The organism is Streptomyces millisiae, assembly GCF_031845425.1.
GTDB lineage: Bacteria > Actinomycetota > Actinomycetes > Streptomycetales > Streptomycetaceae > Streptomyces > Streptomyces millisiae.
The window spans coordinates 1-13,766 of record NZ_JAVREM010000003.1 but is presented as its reverse complement, the minus strand read 5'-3'; the positions used below and the strand labels follow the sequence as shown (position 1 = coordinate 13,766).

Sequence of the window (13,766 nt, the reverse complement as noted above, 5' to 3'; positions counted from 1 at the left end):
TGCGTTTCGGGTTGTTTCACGTTGTGACACCAGAAAGGCATTCCCCATCATGGACCATTCCCCCGTGCCCGAGATCCGGGCCCTGTCACACGCGCTGCGTCGGCTCGACGGCCACGACCGCCGGCTGTTCAGGGCCTTCGGCCAGGGCCCGCTGCGGCCCGTGCCCCACACCCACATCCACCACGCCTTCGAGGAACAGGCGGCCCGGCGCCCGCTCGCCATCGCCGCCGAACACCAGGGCGCGACCATCAGCTACGGAGAGCTCAACCGGCAGGCCGAGCGGCTCGCCGCCCTGCTCGCCGGGCACGGCGTCGGCCCCGGCGACCGGGTCTGCCTCTTCCTGCGCCGCTCGATACCGATGCTGGTCGGGCTGCTCGCCACGCTGAAGGCCGGCGCCGCCTATGTGCCGCAGGACGTCGGCACCGCCCCGGCCGCCCAGCTGGACCACGTGCGGCGGGCCACCAGGGCCCGGGTGGTGCTGACCGAGTCCCGCCACCGCGACCTGGTGCCCGCCGGGGGCGATCACGCGGTCCTCGCCGTCGACGAGGTCATGGCCGACGTCGTCTGCCTCGACTTACCGACCCGGCCGGCCGCCGATCCCGACGAGGGCTGCTACGTGCTCTTCACCTCGGGGACCACGGGCCGGCCCAACGGCGTGACCGTCACCCACCGCAACGTCTGCAACCTGCTGCTCACCCAGCCGGGCGACCTCGGCATCCGGCCCGGCGACCGGGTGGCGCAGATCCTCAACATCGCCTTCGACATGGCCGCCTGGGAGATCCTGGGGGCGCTCAGCCACGGCGCCACCCTGGTCATCAGGGGCCGGGAGATCGCCCGGGCCGTCCGGGACTGCCACGTCGTCATCGCCACCCCCACCATCCTCAGCGCCCTCGACCCCGACCGGTGCCGGCGGATCAGGACCGTGGCGGTGGCCGGCGAGCCGTGCCCCCGGGCGCTCGCCGACCGCTGGGCGCGGAGCTGTGCCTTCTACAACGGCTGCGGACCCACCGAGACCACCATCGTCAACACGATGCAGTTGCACCGGCCCTCGGCCGCCCGGCTCACCATCGGCCGGCCGACCCCGAACAACACCGTGTACGTGCTGGACGAGCGGCGCCGGCCCTGCCCGATCGGCGAGGTGGGCGAGATGTGGGCCGGCGGCGCCGGGGTGTCCGCCGGCTACCTGGACAACCCCGAGCTCACCGGCGAGCGTTACGCCCCCGACCCATTCCTCGGCGCCGGGCGGCTGATGTTCCGCACCCGGGACCTGGGCCGTTGGACCCCCGACGGCGAGCTGGAACACCTGGGCAGGACCGACGACCAGGTGAAGGTCCGCGGCTTCCGGGTGGAGCTCGACTCGGTCTCCGCGGTGCTCGAGTCGCTGCCGGGCTGCGCCAGGGCCGCCACCGTCAAGCTGGACGACCGCACCCTGGTCTCCTTCGTCTCCCCGGGCGGCCTCTCCCCCGCCACGGCCCGCCGCGCCGTCGCGGCGGCGCTGCCCTACTACTGCGTGCCGGCCGCCGTGTACGCGCTGGACGCCCTGCCGAGGACCTCCCGCGGCAAGATCGACAAGCCGGCGCTGCTGCGGCTGGCCGCCCGCCTCGCCGAGCCGGCCGCGCACGCCACCGAGCTGCACGGGGCGGCGTCGTGACGGCCCCGGTGCGCGACGCCGCCGTCGCGCCGCTGCCACCGCTCCTCCCCTGGCCCCGCCGGGTGCTCAAGCACCCGCGGCTGATGCACCACAACCGGCTGGTCGCGCTGGTCTGGGCGGTCAACCTGGCCGCGCTCGGCCAGGGTCTCGCGGACGGCGAAGGACTCTCGGCCCGCTCGATCTCCTACGCGGCGCTGGCCAACCTCACGCTGGCCGTGGTGGTGCGCCAGCAGTACGTCATCAACGCGCTGTTCGGGCTCGCCACCCGGGCCCCGGTGACCTGGCCGCTCAGGATCCGCTGGACGCTGGCGAAGGTCTACCACTTCGGCGGGCTGCACGTCGGCGGCACCACGGCCGGCACCGCGTGGTTCCTCGCCCTGCCGCCGGTGCTGGTCGTCGACGGCGCGCCGGCGGCCACCGTGGCGGTGTCGGTCGCGCTCGGCGTGCTGCTGGTGCTGCTGGTGGCCACCGCGCTGCCGCCGTTCCGCGCCCGCCACCACGACCACTTCGAGCGGATCCACCGGTTCGGCGGCTGGTCCGTGCTGCTGCTGTTCTGGGTCCAGACCGCGCTGGTCCTGCGGGAGCGCGGTGGATCGCCGCTGGCGGCGCCCGAACTCTGGGCACTGGCGCTGGTCACGGCCAGCGTCGCGCTGCCCTGGCTTCGGCTGCGCCGGGTGCCGGTGACGGTCGAGCGGCCCTCGAACCACGTGGTGCTGGCCCACTTCGACCACGGGGTGACGCCGTTCGCCGGCTCGTCGACCGCGATCAGCCGCCGCCCGCTGCTGGAGTGGCACTCGTTCGCCAACGTGCCGTCGCCCGGGCGCAGCGGGTTCCGGCTGACCATCTCCCGGGCCGGCGACTGGACGGGCGCCTTCATCGACGACCGGCCGGACCACGTGTGGGTGAAGGGCATCACCACGGCCGGGGTCGCCAACATCGAGACGCTGTTCACCCGGGTCGTCTACGTGGCCACCGGCAGCGGCATCGGGCCCTGCCTGCCGCACCTGCTGGCCCGCGAGGTGCCGTCGCTGCTGGTCTGGGCCACCCGCACCCCCCGGCTGACCTACGGCGACGCGCTGGTGGACGAGATCCTGGCCGTCCAGCCGGACGCCCGCATCTGGGACACCACCGAGCACGGCAAGCCCGACATGGTGGCCCTGGCTTACGCCGCCTACCGCGACTTCGGCGCGGAGGCGGTCATCTGCATCTCCAACAAGAGCCTCACCTGGCGCGTCGTGCACGGCCTGGAACGGCGCGGCATCCCGGCCTACGGCGCGATCTGGGACTCCTGACCGCACTCCCCACCGGAGGTAACCCCCATGCACCTCGACCACCTGAAGGTGGAACGGGACGAGCGCGTCGTCACCGTCCGCCTGCACCGCCCCGCGGTGCTCAACGCGCTCAACAGCGAGCTGATGACCGAACTCACCACCCTGCTCGCCTCCCTGGACGACGACCCGGACGTCGGCTGCTTCCTGCTCACCGGCTCCGAGCGCGTCTTCGCGGCCGGCGCCGACATCCGGGAGATGGCGGAGCGCACCGCGCCCGAGATGGCCGCCGACGACTACTTCGCCGGCTGGGAACGGCTCGCCGCGCTGCGCACCCCGAAGGTGGCGGCCGTCGCCGGCTACGCGCTGGGCGGCGGCTGCGAGCTGGCCATGCTGTGCGACACGGTGATCGCCGCCGACACCGCGGTGTTCGGGCAGCCGGAGATCAGGCTCGGCGTGATCCCGGGCATCGGCGGCACCCAGCGGCTGACCCGCCTGGTCGGCAAGGCGAAGGCCATGGACCTGATCCTCACCGGCCGCACCATGGACGCCGCGGAGGCCGAACGCTCGGGCCTGGTCGCCCGGGTGGTGCCGGCCGACCGGCTGCTGGCGGAGGCGTTCGCGGTGGCCCGCACCATCGCCTCCCACAGTCGGCCGGCGGTGCGCGCCGCCCGGGAGGCCGTGGACCGGGCACTCGAACTGGGACTCGCCGAGGGCGTCCGCTACGAACGCCGGGTGTTCCACGCGCTGTTCGCGACCGAGGACCAGAAGGAGGGGATGCGGGCCTTCCTGGAGAAGCGCCCGCCGGAGTTCACCGGCCGCTGAGCGGCCCGTCGGCCGGGCGCGGCAACCCGCCCGGCCGACGCCACCGCCGGCTATTCGGCGATGGGCAGGAAGACCCGCATGGCGCCGTTGTCGCGGTTGGCCCAGGCGTAGTAGGGGATCGCGGTGAGGGTGACGGGGTCGCCGGCCGGCGCCGGGGTGCCGGCGGTGGCGGGCCGGTAGGGCCACCAGGGCGCGGACGCGCCGGTGTCCGGGCGGGGGCGGCGGCGGGCGGTGGCGGTCACGGTGGTGACGCCGCCGAGGAGTTCGGGTCGGTCGACGGTGCCGAGTCCGGCGGCGAGGTCGACGGCCAGGTCGTCGAGGCCGCTGCCCGCCGGCGGCGCGGGCTGGTCGAGAGCCTCGACGCAGTGGACGAGGGGCCCGCGTTCGATGGCGGCGCAGCCGCGGACGGCGTCCACCCGGGGGTCGGCCAGGGTGAACCTGGGTGCCAGGTCGAGGTCGAGGACGACGGTGTCGCCCTCCGTCCAGGCCCGGTCGAGACGCAGCCAGCCGTCCGCGAACTCCGCCACGCCGGCGGCGGGTTCGGCGCCGTTCACGGTGACGGTCCAGGCGTCGGCCGACCAGTGCGGGACGCGCAGCGTCAGGGTCCAGGGCTCCTCGCCGGTACCGGTGACGGTGAGGGCGATCCGGCCCTGCCGCGGGTAGTCGGTCTCGACGCGCAGCGCGACCTCGCCGCCGGCCAGCGGAGCGGCGACGGTACCGGTGGCGTACTGGTGGACCTGGAGCGCGCCGCCGTCGGCCGAGGCGGTGGCCAGGTAGTGGGGCAGCGAGGCGAGCAGCCGCATCAGGTTGGGCGGGCAGCAGGCGCAGCGGAACCAGGGCACCCGGCGGGGCTTGTCGCCCTCCTGGTCGGCGTGGCCGTCGCGGACGTGCAGCGGGTTGTCGTAGAGGTAGCGGTCGCCGGAGAGCGAGACCCCGCACAACACGCCGTTGTAGAGGGTGCGTTCGACGAGGTCGGAGTACTTGGCCTCGCCGGTGAGCAGGGCGAGCCGCCAGGCGAACTGGACGGAGGCGATGGCGGCGCAGGTCTCGCAGTAGGAGCGGTCGGCGGGCAGCTCGTAGGGCTGGCCGAACGCCTCGTCGGAGTGGTGGGCGCCGACGCCGCCGGTGAGGTAGGTCTGGCGCGCCACCATCTCGGTCCACAGCCGCTCGACGGCGGCTCGCAGGGCGGGGTCGCCGGTCTCGGTGGCCACGTCGGCGGCGCCGGCCAGCAGGTAGAGCTGGCGGACGGCGTGGCCGGTGACCGCCTCGGCCTCGCGCACCGGCATGTGGTCCTGGAAGTAGCCGGGGCGGTCGAATCCCTTGTCGCCGGTCAGGCCGAGGGCGCCGCCGTGCCGGTCGACGAAGTACGCCGCCAGCTCGGTGTAGCGGGACTCGCCGGTCTCCCGGGCGAGTTCGACCAGGGCGGTCTCGATCTCGGGGTGGCCGTCGACCGAGTCGTGCGGCCTGCCGGAGCCCTCGGGGCCGAAGCTCTCGCCGATGTGGTCGGCGAACCGGACGGCGATGTCCAGGAGTTCACGGCTTCCGGTGGTCCGGTGGTGGGCGACGGCGGCCTGGATGAGGTGTCCCGCGGTGTAGAGCTCGTGGCCCCACTTCAGCTCGGTGAAGTGCGGCACCTCGGGCTTGGCCACCTGGTAGTAGGTGTTGAGGTAGCCGGAGTCCTCCTGGGCGTCGGCCAGCAGCCCGGCGAACTCGGTGATGCGGCTGGTGAGTTCGTCCCTGCTTTCGGTGTCCGTCGCCGGGTCACCGAGCTGCCAGGCGGCGGCCTCCAGCCACTTGTGGACGTCCGAGTCCTGGAACGGGAAGGCGCCCTGGAAGCCCTCGGTGGCCCGCGCGGCGGCCAGCCGGAAGTTCTCCAGGTTGCCGGCCTCGGCGAGGCGCTGCGGGCCCTGGGGGATGCTGACCTCCGCGTTGACCCGGCGGCGTTCCGCCCAGAAGCCGGCGGTCACGGTGGCACGCGCGGTGGCGCGCAGCGCGGCGTGCGCGGCCGGGCCCGGGTGGACCGGGCCCGCGGGGCTGGGTGCTGGGGTCTTGGCGGACGGGACGGCTGTCATGCGTGACTCCGATTACGGGACGGGAACTGACGTCAGTGGAGCTTGCGGGTCGCGTCGAACGCCGGGGAAGGCGCTGGGAAACCCTTTTCCCAGCCGCAGACGCTAGGAGCCGCGGGAGAGGAGCGTCAAGACGTCGGACCGGATCGGTTTACCCGGCTTCCCACCCCTGTTGCCACGGTCGAAGACGTGGCATGATGACGCGCCCGGGGGCGGCCACGGCCGCTGGAGTGGACCAGGTCCGAGAAGGGGCAAAGGGTTTCCCATGACCGTGACGCCACGCCGAGAGGCCGGGGCACGGGCCGTCACCATCAGCGACGTCGCCGCGCTCGCCGGGGTCTCCCCCGGCACCGCCTCCAAGGCGCTCAACGGGCGCGGCCGGCTGCGCCCCGAGACCAGGGAGCGGGTGCTCGACGCCGCCCGCAAGCTCGACTTCCGGCCCAACGCGATGGCGCAGGGCCTGCTGTCGGGGCGCAGCTTCACGGTCGGGCTGATCACCACCGACAGCGTGGGCCGGTTCAGCCTGCCGGTGCTGCTCGGCGCCGAGGACGCGCTCGGCGCCGGCCGGATGTCGGTGTTCCTGTGCGACACCCGGGGCGACCGGATCCGTGAACAGCACTATGTGCGCACCCTGTTGGAGCGCCGGATCGACGGCCTGATCGTCACGGGCCGGCGCACCGACCCGCGCCCGCCGCTCGTGCTGCCGGCCCCGGTGCCCGTGGTCTACGCGCTCGGGCCCTCGACCGACCCGGCGGACGTGTCGCTGGTCCCGGACGACGCGGGCGGCGCCCGGCTCGTCGTCGACCACCTGCTGGCCACCGGCCGGCGCCGCGTCGCGCACCTCACGGGCCCGGCCCACCACGCGGCGGCGGCCGTGCGGGCCGAGCACACCACGCTCGCGCTCCGCGCGGCCGGAGCCGAACTCTCCGGCGGCCGCGTCTACTTCGGCGAGTGGAGCGAGGCGTGGGGCCGGCAGGCGGCGCTGATCGCGCTGCGCGCCGACCCCGAGGTGGACGCGCTGTTCTGCGGCAGCGACCAGATCGCCAGGGGCGCGGCCGACGCGCTGCGCGAGGCCGGGCGCCGGGTGCCGGCGGAGGTGGCGATCGCCGGCTACGACAACTGGGAGGTCATGGCGGAGGCATCCCGCCCGCCGCTCACCACCGTCGACATGAACCTCACCGAGCTGGGGCGGACGGCGGCGCTGCGCCTGATGGACGCCATCGACGGCCGCCCGGCCAGCGGCCTCGAAGCGCTGCCCTGCCGGCTGGTGGTCCGCGAGTCGACGGGCGCCCCCGAGGGGGACGGGAGGCCACGGTGAACCCCGACGCGCCGCTGGCCCGTAGCGACGACGGGCCGCTGCCGTTGCCGCGCAACGCCGTGCTGCTGGCGGCCGGCAACCCGCGCTGACCCGGGCGGTCTGGGCGACGCTGGCCGTCGCCGCCGTGCTGTCCCTCATGGCGCCGCCGGCGCTCCCGCTGCTCGCCGCCCTGGCCGCGGCGGCCACCGCCCGGCTGGCCCGGCGCGCCGTCGCGCGCGCGGAGCGGGCCGCCGTCCCGCCCGCCACGGCGCGGCCGGCGCGCGCCTGAGGCGGCCGACCGGGGTCAGGCCGGCCCAGGTTCCTCCGGCGCGGTCGGCCCGGTCGGCTGCCGGATCATGGCCAGGGTCAGGACGTCGCCGCCGATCCCCCAGCCGCCGTCGGTCACCTCCTCGACCAGGACCAGGGTGGTGGCGCGGGCCCGCTCCCCGTAGAGCTCGACGTACAGCTCGGTGGTGCGGGCGACGATCCGCGCCTTCTGCCTCTCGTCCAGGCTTCCGGCCGGGACCTTGAAGTTCGCGAACGGCATGGTGGTGCTCCTCGTGGTTGGTGAACTCGTGCCGGCGGCCGTCAGATGACGCCGCCGTTGGCGCGGACGACCTGGCCGTTGACCCAGTGGCCGGCCGGGGAGGCCAGGAAGGCGACGGCCGCGGCGATGTCGGCCGGGGTCCCGAGGCGTTCCAGCGGGGCCATCGCCGCGAGCCGGTCGACGGTCTCCTGGTCCTTGCCTTCGAGAAACATGTCGGTGGCGGTGGGCCCGGGGGCCACGGTGTTGACGTTGACGTCCCGGCCCCGCAGCTCGCGGGCGAGGACCATGGTCATGCCCTCGACCGCGGCCTTGCTGGCGATGTAGGCGCCGTAGGTGGGGAAGGCCAGGCCCACCTGGGAGGTGGAGAACGTGACGATCGCCCCGCCGGACCGCACACGGCGGGCGGCCTGCTGGGCGACGACGAAGGTGCCGCGGATGTTGACGCGGTGCAGCGCGTCGAGCTCCGTCAGGTCGACCTCGGCGATGGTGGACAGGGTCATCCGGCCGGCCGCGTGCACGACCACGTCGACGCCGCCGAACTCCGACTCGGCCGCGTCGAACAGGTCGGCCACCTGCCGCTCGTCGGCGACGTCGGCCCGGACGGCGACCGCCCGGCCGCCGGCGGCGACGGCCTCCGCCACCGCGGCCTCGGCCTGCTCGCGGTTGCCCGCGTAGCCGACCACCACGGCGTACCCGTCGGCGGCCAGCCGGCCCACCGTCGCGCGACCGATGCCGCGCGAGCCGCCGGTGACGACGGCGACGCGGGGCCGGTCGGTGGTGGGCTCGGACGTTGCTCCCCGCTGGGACATGCGCACTCCTCATGGTCTTCGGACGTACCGGCACCGCGGTTCCGCCTCGGCGCCCGGTTCGCGTCCAGCCTGGACCGGCGCCCCCGGGGCAGCCACGGCTCTCCGTACCCTGGGGTCGGCAACCCCTGGATCGGCCCGGCGCCGCGCGCGACCATGGGAGGCGTGAACCATTCGGAGCTCGCCGCGTTCCTGAAGTCCCGGCGCGATCGCGTCCGCCCCGCGGACGTCGGCCTGCCCACCGGCCCCCGGCGCCGGGTGCCCGGCCTGCGGCGCGAGGAGGTCGCCCAGTTGGCCGGCCTCTCCGCCGACTACTACACGGAGCTGGAGCGGGGGCGCGGCGCCCAGCCGTCGGCGCAGGTGCTGGCCGCCCTGGCCCGGGCGCTGCGGCTGGACGGCGACGAGCGGGACCACCTCTTCCTGCTCGCCGACCGTCCGCTTCCGCCGGCGGCCCACGCGCCCTCCACCCACGCCCAGCCGGCCCTGCTCGGGCTGCTCGACCGGCTCGACACCACCCCCGCCCGGATCATCACCGACCTGCACCAGACGCTGGCCCAGAACGCGCTGGCCGAGGCGCTTCTCGGCCCGCCGCTCGTGGGGCGCGGCCCGGCCGCGTCGTTCGTCTTCCGCTGGTTCACCGACCCCGCCGTCCGCGCGCTCCACCCGGTCGAGGACCACCCGCACCACTCCCGGGTCTTCGCCGCCGACCTGCGCGCGGTCGCCGCCCGGCGCGGCGACGACCCCGAGGTGGGCCGGCTGGTGGCCACGCTGCGCCGGCGCAGCCCGGAGTTCGCCGCCCTCTGGGAGACCGGCGACGTCGCGCTCCGGCGCACCGACCACAAGCGCGTCGTCCATCCCGCGCTGGGCGTCATCGAGCTGGACTGCCACCGGGTGTCGAGCGAGGACGGCCGCCAGCGGCTGATGTGGTTCACCGCGCCGCCCGGCACCGAGGGCGCCGCCCAGCTGGAGCTGCTGTCCGTCATCGGCACGCAGGACCTGACGGTCACCCGCGGTCGGTCCGGACCGCTCCCGACGTCGTGACGGCTACCGCCCCGTCGGGAGCGGCTTGGGCGGATAGCCGCGCAGCACGAGGGAGGTCATGACCGGGCCGTGGCGGGCCATGGTGTCGACGACCCGTTCGAGGCGGGCGGCGTCGGCGCAGTGGACGTCGAGCAACAGACAGTCCTCGCCGGTCACCCGGAGCACCGAGGTCACCTCGGGGAGCTCCGCGGCGAGCCGCAGCGCGTCCGGCAGCCGGGCGTGGGTGGTGCGCAGCCGCAGCACGGCGTGGATGTTCAGCCCGAGGGCGGCCGGGTCGACGACGGCCCGGTAGCCGGTGATGACGCCGCTCTTCTCCAGGCGTTGGATGCGGGCGCCGGCCGCCGGTTGGGAGAGGCCGACCCGGCGGCCGACCTCCGCCCCGGTCAGGCGGCCCTCCAACTGCAGCAGCTCCACGATCCGGCGGTCGATCTCGTCGAGTGAATCCATCGTTCCGAGCCCCACCTTCCTTGAGATCACTCGGCGGGCGGGCCCGCGACCACCGCCCGCCCCAACAATCGCATGGGCATCACGAAAGAGAGGTGGCGCGGTCATGGTCGCGTACGTCATCGTCCCCGGGCTCGACGGCTCGGACGAGAACCACTGGCAGACCCGGTGGGAGCGCCGTTGGGGTGCTGCGGCGCGCAGGATCCGTCCGGGTTCCTGGGCGGACCCCGAGCTGTCCGACTGGCTCGACGCGGTCGACCGGGCCCACGCCGAGGCGTCCGCCCAGGCCGACCGCGTGGTGTTCGTCGCGCACAGCCTCGGCTGCTGGGCCGTCGCCGAGTGGGCGCGGGAGACGCGACCGACCGCCGTCGCGTCGTTCCTGGTGGCGCCGCCCGATCCCGACGCGCCCGGCTTCCCCGTGCCGTCCTTCCGGGAGCTGGCCGCCCACCCCGTCCCGGGGCCGGCGCTGGTGGTGGCGAGCGACGACGATCCCTACTGCGCGGCCGACAGGTCCCGGGACCTGGCCACCGGATGGGGGGCGCGCCTGCGGCTCGTCGAGGGCCACGGGCACATCAACTCCGACAGCGGGCTGGGCTACTGGCCGGCGGGCCGGGAGCTGTTGGGCACGCTGGAGACCGGCCCCGCTTGACGGGGCGGGGTGCTTCGCCGGGGCCCCGGGCTACGATGCGCCCGCTGACCGAAAACCACGCGTGGTCGGGGGACTTGGGACCGTGGAAGAGCACATACTCGCCGACCGCTACCGACTGGTGCGGCCGCTCGGGCAGGGCGGCATGGGAGAGGTCTGGGAGGCGCGCGACGAGAGCCTGCGCCGGCCGGTCGCGGTCAAGGTGGTGTCGGTGCTCGCGGGCGGCGGCAGCCGGGCCGCGGAGGCGCGCGCCCGCTTCCTGCGCGAGGCGCGGATCACCGCCGCCCTCCAGCATCCGAACATCGTCACCGTCCACGACCTCGGCGAGGCCGTCACGCCGGAGGGCACCACGCCGTTCCTGGTGATGGAGCTGCTGCGGGGCCAGGGCCTCGACGCCGTCGTCCGCCGCGGCCCCGTCGACGGCACCGACGCCGCGCGGTGGGGCACGGGGATCTGCGAGGCCCTCGCCGAGGCGCACGAAGCCGGCGTCCTGCACCGGGACATCAAGCCGGCGAACGTGTTCGTCACCGCCTCCGGCGGCGTGAAGGTGCTGGACTTCGGCATCGCCCGCGCCGCCGACCCGTCGGCCACCGGGGACCGGCTGACCCAGACCGGGTTCCTGGTCGGCACGGCCGCCTACATGGCGCCCGAGCAGGCCCGCGGGCACCCGGAGCGGCGCAGCGACCTGTACGCGCTGGGCTGCGTCCTGTTCGAACTGCTCACCGGCCGGCCCCCGTTCACCGCCCCGGACACCGTCGGGTACCTCACCGCGCACCTGCAGGACACCCCGCCGGCGCCGAGCGCCGTGGCGGCCGGCCTCTCCCCCGCCTGGGACCGACTGGTGCTCCGGCTGCTGGCGAAGGAGCCGGAGCAGCGGTACGGCTCGGCCGCCGAACTCGCCGACGAGCTGCGCCAGCTGGGCGACCCGGCCCAGGCCACGCGCCCGGCACCACCCGGCGCCGCGACCGTCGCGGCGCCGGGCCGGCCGGCACCGGACGCGACCACCGAGGCGTTGGCCGGACCGGCGGGCAGAAGGGACGTCAACCGACGCGATCTGCTGCTCGGTGGCGCCGGCCTCGCCGTGCTCGCCGCAGGCGGCGGCTCGGCGGCGCTGTACCTGACCGGCGCCCCGAGGCGGGGCCCGGTCGCCTGGTCGCGGAACATCGGCGGCGCGGAAACCGCCCTCGTGGCCGACGGGCGGTGCCACGTGGCCGGCGTCGACTCCGACTCCGCCGTGCTTCACGGCCTCGACCTGGCCAGCGGCGAACCCCTGTGGAGCGCCGCCCTCGACGGGCCCTGGGTCACGGGGACCCACCTCGCGGTCGTCGACGGCACCGTCCTCACCCTGACCGCACTGGCCGACTATTCCAGCAACGTGGTGCGGGCCTTCGACGCGGCCAGCGGGGACCAGCTGTGGCAGCGACCGGTCGCCCTCGGCACCACAAGAGTGGACGTGCACCGGCCCAGTGGCCTGCTGATCATGGGCGAGGACACGTCGGTGGCCGGGTTCGACTCGCGCACCGGCGACAGCCGGTGGGGGGTCGACGCCTCCCCCTTCGGTGGGTACGTGCTGGCCGGCGATCTGGTGCTGTTCGACGGCATGGGCATGGCGGTGCTCGCCGCGACGGGCGACACGCGGTGGGAACGCACCGACATGTATCCGAGGGGCGACCTGGGGCACGCCCTCGACACAGGCATCCTCTGCTACGAGGTCGGCGAGGCGCCCGTCGACCTCGTCTTCCGCGATGCGCGCACGGGCGCCGTCGAGTGGCGAACCCCGTTTCAGCGGGAGGAGCCGGAGCCGTATGTCGGCGCCTTCCGGCCCATCGAGTCGCTGGTGTCCGGGACCACCGTCCTCCTGCCACCGGTCGAGGGGGACCGCGAGCGACCGACCGCCCTCGACGGACTCACCGGCGAGCCGAAGTGGACCCACGACGGCCCCTACCACCCGGACGAACCGGCGAGGAGCGTGGCGGGCGGGTTCGTCCTGCCCGCCCCGGAGGGAAGGGTGTGCCTGGCCGCCGACGACGGCACGGAACGCTGGCTCGACGAGGCCGAGGACACCGACGCGGTGTGGGCCACCGGCGATCGGGCCCTGCTCTACCGGACCAGGCGGGAACGGCTGTTCCGGCGCTGGACCACCGTGCGGATTCTCGACGCCGAGGACGGACGAGAGGCATGGAGCGGGGCGTTCGACAACCACCACGTCAGCCCTCCGGCGTCCGACGGCGATCTGGTGGTCGTCGTCGACGGCGGCGGAACGGTCTGGGCCCTGCGCGTGTGACCGGTCGCCGACCTGGGACCATGGGGGCGTCGGTGAAGTCGTTCTCAAGCCTCGGGGGATCACGACGTGGACCTGGTCGCACTGCGCGCGGACTGCGGCAGCTGCTTCGGGCTGTGCTGCGTGGCGCTGCCGTTCACCGCGTCGGCGGACTTCGCCGTCAGCAAGGCGGCCGGTACCCCCTGCGGCAACCTGGACGCGGACTTCCGCTGCGGCATCCACGCCGGTCTGCGGGAGCGCGGGTTCACCGGCTGCACGGTCTTCGACTGCTTCGGCGCCGGGCAGCGGGTCTCCCAGGTGACCTTCGGCGGGCGCGACTGGCGCTCGGCGCCGGAGACCGCCGGGGCGATGTTCGCGGCGTTCCCGGTGGTCCGGCAGTTGCACGAGCTGCTGTGGTACCTGGGTGAGGCGACCGCGCGGCCGGCGGCCCGCTCCGTTCTGGGCGAGCTGCGGGAGCTCGCCGGGCGGGTCGAGGGGCTGGCCGGCGGCGCCCCCGAGGAGCTGGCGACCGTCGACGTGGGGGCGCTGCGGGCCCAGGTCGGTGAGCTGCTGGGGCGGGTGAGCGAGCTGGTGCGGGCCCGGGTGCCGGGCCGACGGCGGGACCGCCGGGGCGCCGACCTGGCCGGGGCCCGGCTGCGCGGCGCCGACCTGCGGGGCGCCTCACTGCGGGGCGCGCTGCTGATCGCGGCCGACCTGACCCGCGCCGATCTGCGGTCGGCCGACCTGCTGGGCACCGACCTCCGGAACGCCGCCCTCGCCGGCGCGGACCTGCGGGACGCGCTCTTCCTCACCCAGGCGCAGGTCAACGCGGCGCGGGGCGACGCCTCGACGAGGCTCCCTGCGGGGCTCGACCGCCCACCGCACTGGTAGCCGCGCGGCTCCCCCACCCAC

Annotated in this window: 13 protein-coding genes; 9 read left to right on the top strand and 4 right to left on the bottom strand. The window is 75.1% G+C overall.

Translation table 11 applies throughout. The features are described from left to right. Positions 1-49 precede the first annotated feature (49 nt). Genes RNC47_RS04240 through RNC47_RS04230 form a run of 3 tightly spaced genes read left to right on the top strand, consistent with a single transcriptional unit; the run spans position 50 to position 3,744 of the window. Positions 50-1,651 (top strand): amino acid adenylation domain-containing protein, encoded by a 1,602-nt coding sequence (locus tag RNC47_RS04240; protein ID WP_311595636.1) that lies wholly within the window; start codon positions 50-52, stop codon positions 1,649-1,651. Further along, the gene (locus tag RNC47_RS04235; protein ID WP_311595635.1) at positions 1,648-2,943 is read left to right on the top strand and encodes a ferredoxin reductase domain-containing protein; all 1,296 of its coding nucleotides are present in this window, start codon (positions 1,648-1,650) and stop codon (positions 2,941-2,943) included. Before RNC47_RS04240 ends, RNC47_RS04235 begins: the two co-directional genes overlap by 4 nt. Positions 2,944-2,970: 27 nt before the next feature. Next, positions 2,971-3,744: an enoyl-CoA hydratase gene (locus RNC47_RS04230; protein WP_311595633.1), complete on the top strand. Its 774-nt coding sequence runs from the start codon at positions 2,971-2,973 to the stop codon at positions 3,742-3,744. 50 nt (positions 3,745-3,794) lie between these two features. On the opposite strand, the gene RNC47_RS04225 is transcribed toward RNC47_RS04230, so the two are convergent. Beyond that, positions 3,795-5,816, bottom strand: coding sequence for a glycoside hydrolase family 127 protein (locus RNC47_RS04225; protein ID WP_311595631.1), 2,022 nt, complete (start codon positions 5,814-5,816; stop codon positions 3,795-3,797). A 262-nt stretch (positions 5,817-6,078) separates the two neighbouring features. Between RNC47_RS04225 and RNC47_RS04220 the strand changes: the two genes are divergently transcribed. Next, the gene (locus RNC47_RS04220; protein ID WP_311595629.1) at positions 6,079-7,131 is read left to right on the top strand and encodes a LacI family DNA-binding transcriptional regulator; all 1,053 of its coding nucleotides are present in this window, start codon (positions 6,079-6,081) and stop codon (positions 7,129-7,131) included. Positions 7,132-7,255: 124 nt separating this feature from the next. Then, entirely contained in the window at positions 7,256-7,399 is a 144-nt protein-coding gene (locus RNC47_RS04215) for a hypothetical protein (protein ID WP_311595627.1), read from the top strand. Between the two features lie 15 nt (positions 7,400-7,414). Here RNC47_RS04215 and RNC47_RS04210 read toward each other — a convergent pair whose 3' ends face one another. Continuing rightward, positions 7,415-7,657 (bottom strand): 4-oxalocrotonate tautomerase family protein, encoded by a 243-nt coding sequence (locus tag RNC47_RS04210; RefSeq protein ID WP_311595626.1) that lies wholly within the window; start codon positions 7,655-7,657, stop codon positions 7,415-7,417. A 41-nt stretch (positions 7,658-7,698) separates the two neighbouring features. Then, positions 7,699-8,466 (bottom strand): SDR family oxidoreductase, encoded by a 768-nt coding sequence (locus RNC47_RS04205; protein WP_311595625.1) that lies wholly within the window; start codon positions 8,464-8,466, stop codon positions 7,699-7,701. Positions 8,467-8,628: 162 nt separating this feature from the next. Here RNC47_RS04205 and RNC47_RS04200 point away from each other — a divergent pair, with 162 nt between their 5' ends. After that, positions 8,629-9,504 (top strand): helix-turn-helix transcriptional regulator, encoded by an 876-nt coding sequence (locus RNC47_RS04200; protein WP_311595624.1) that lies wholly within the window; start codon positions 8,629-8,631, stop codon positions 9,502-9,504. Between the two features lie 3 nt (positions 9,505-9,507). On the opposite strand, the gene RNC47_RS04195 is transcribed toward RNC47_RS04200, so the two are convergent. Beyond that, entirely contained in the window at positions 9,508-9,951 is a 444-nt protein-coding gene (locus tag RNC47_RS04195; RefSeq protein ID WP_311595623.1) for an Lrp/AsnC family transcriptional regulator, read from the bottom strand. Between the two features lie 103 nt (positions 9,952-10,054). Between RNC47_RS04195 and RNC47_RS04190 the strand changes: the two genes are divergently transcribed. The 3 genes from RNC47_RS04190 (at position 10,055) to RNC47_RS04180 (ending at position 13,745) form a co-directional block, all read left to right on the top strand. Then, positions 10,055-10,597, top strand: a complete 543-nt coding sequence (locus RNC47_RS04190) for an RBBP9/YdeN family alpha/beta hydrolase (RefSeq protein WP_311595621.1) — start codon at positions 10,055-10,057, stop codon at positions 10,595-10,597. An 82-nt stretch (positions 10,598-10,679) separates the two neighbouring features. After that, entirely contained in the window at positions 10,680-12,878 is a 2,199-nt protein-coding gene (locus tag RNC47_RS04185; RefSeq protein ID WP_311595620.1) for a protein kinase domain-containing protein, read from the top strand. Positions 12,879-12,944: 66 nt separating this feature from the next. After that, positions 12,945-13,745 carry a pentapeptide repeat-containing protein gene (locus RNC47_RS04180; RefSeq protein ID WP_311595618.1) on the top strand — a complete coding sequence of 267 codons (801 nt, stop codon included), beginning with the start codon at positions 12,945-12,947 and terminating at the stop codon, positions 13,743-13,745. Positions 13,746-13,766: the final 21 nt, after the last annotated feature.

Coding starts and splice junctions, on each gene's coding strand:
- RNC47_RS04240 (WP_311595636.1), top strand. CDS start 50: ATGGACCATTCCCCCGTGCCCGAGATCCGGGCCCTGTCACACGCGCTG.
- RNC47_RS04220 (WP_311595629.1), top strand. CDS start 6,079: ATGACCGTGACGCCACGCCGAGAGGCCGGGGCACGGGCCGTCACCATC.
- RNC47_RS04205 (WP_311595625.1), bottom strand. CDS start 8,466: ATGTCCCAGCGGGGAGCAACGTCCGAGCCCACCACCGACCGGCCCCGC.
- RNC47_RS04230 (WP_311595633.1), top strand. CDS start 2,971: ATGCACCTCGACCACCTGAAGGTGGAACGGGACGAGCGCGTCGTCACC.
- RNC47_RS04195 (WP_311595623.1), bottom strand. CDS start 9,951: ATGGATTCACTCGACGAGATCGACCGCCGGATCGTGGAGCTGCTGCAG.
- RNC47_RS04190 (WP_311595621.1), top strand. CDS start 10,055: ATGGTCGCGTACGTCATCGTCCCCGGGCTCGACGGCTCGGACGAGAAC.
- RNC47_RS04210 (WP_311595626.1), bottom strand. CDS start 7,657: ATGCCGTTCGCGAACTTCAAGGTCCCGGCCGGAAGCCTGGACGAGAGG.
- RNC47_RS04225 (WP_311595631.1), bottom strand. CDS start 5,816: ATGACAGCCGTCCCGTCCGCCAAGACCCCAGCACCCAGCCCCGCGGGC.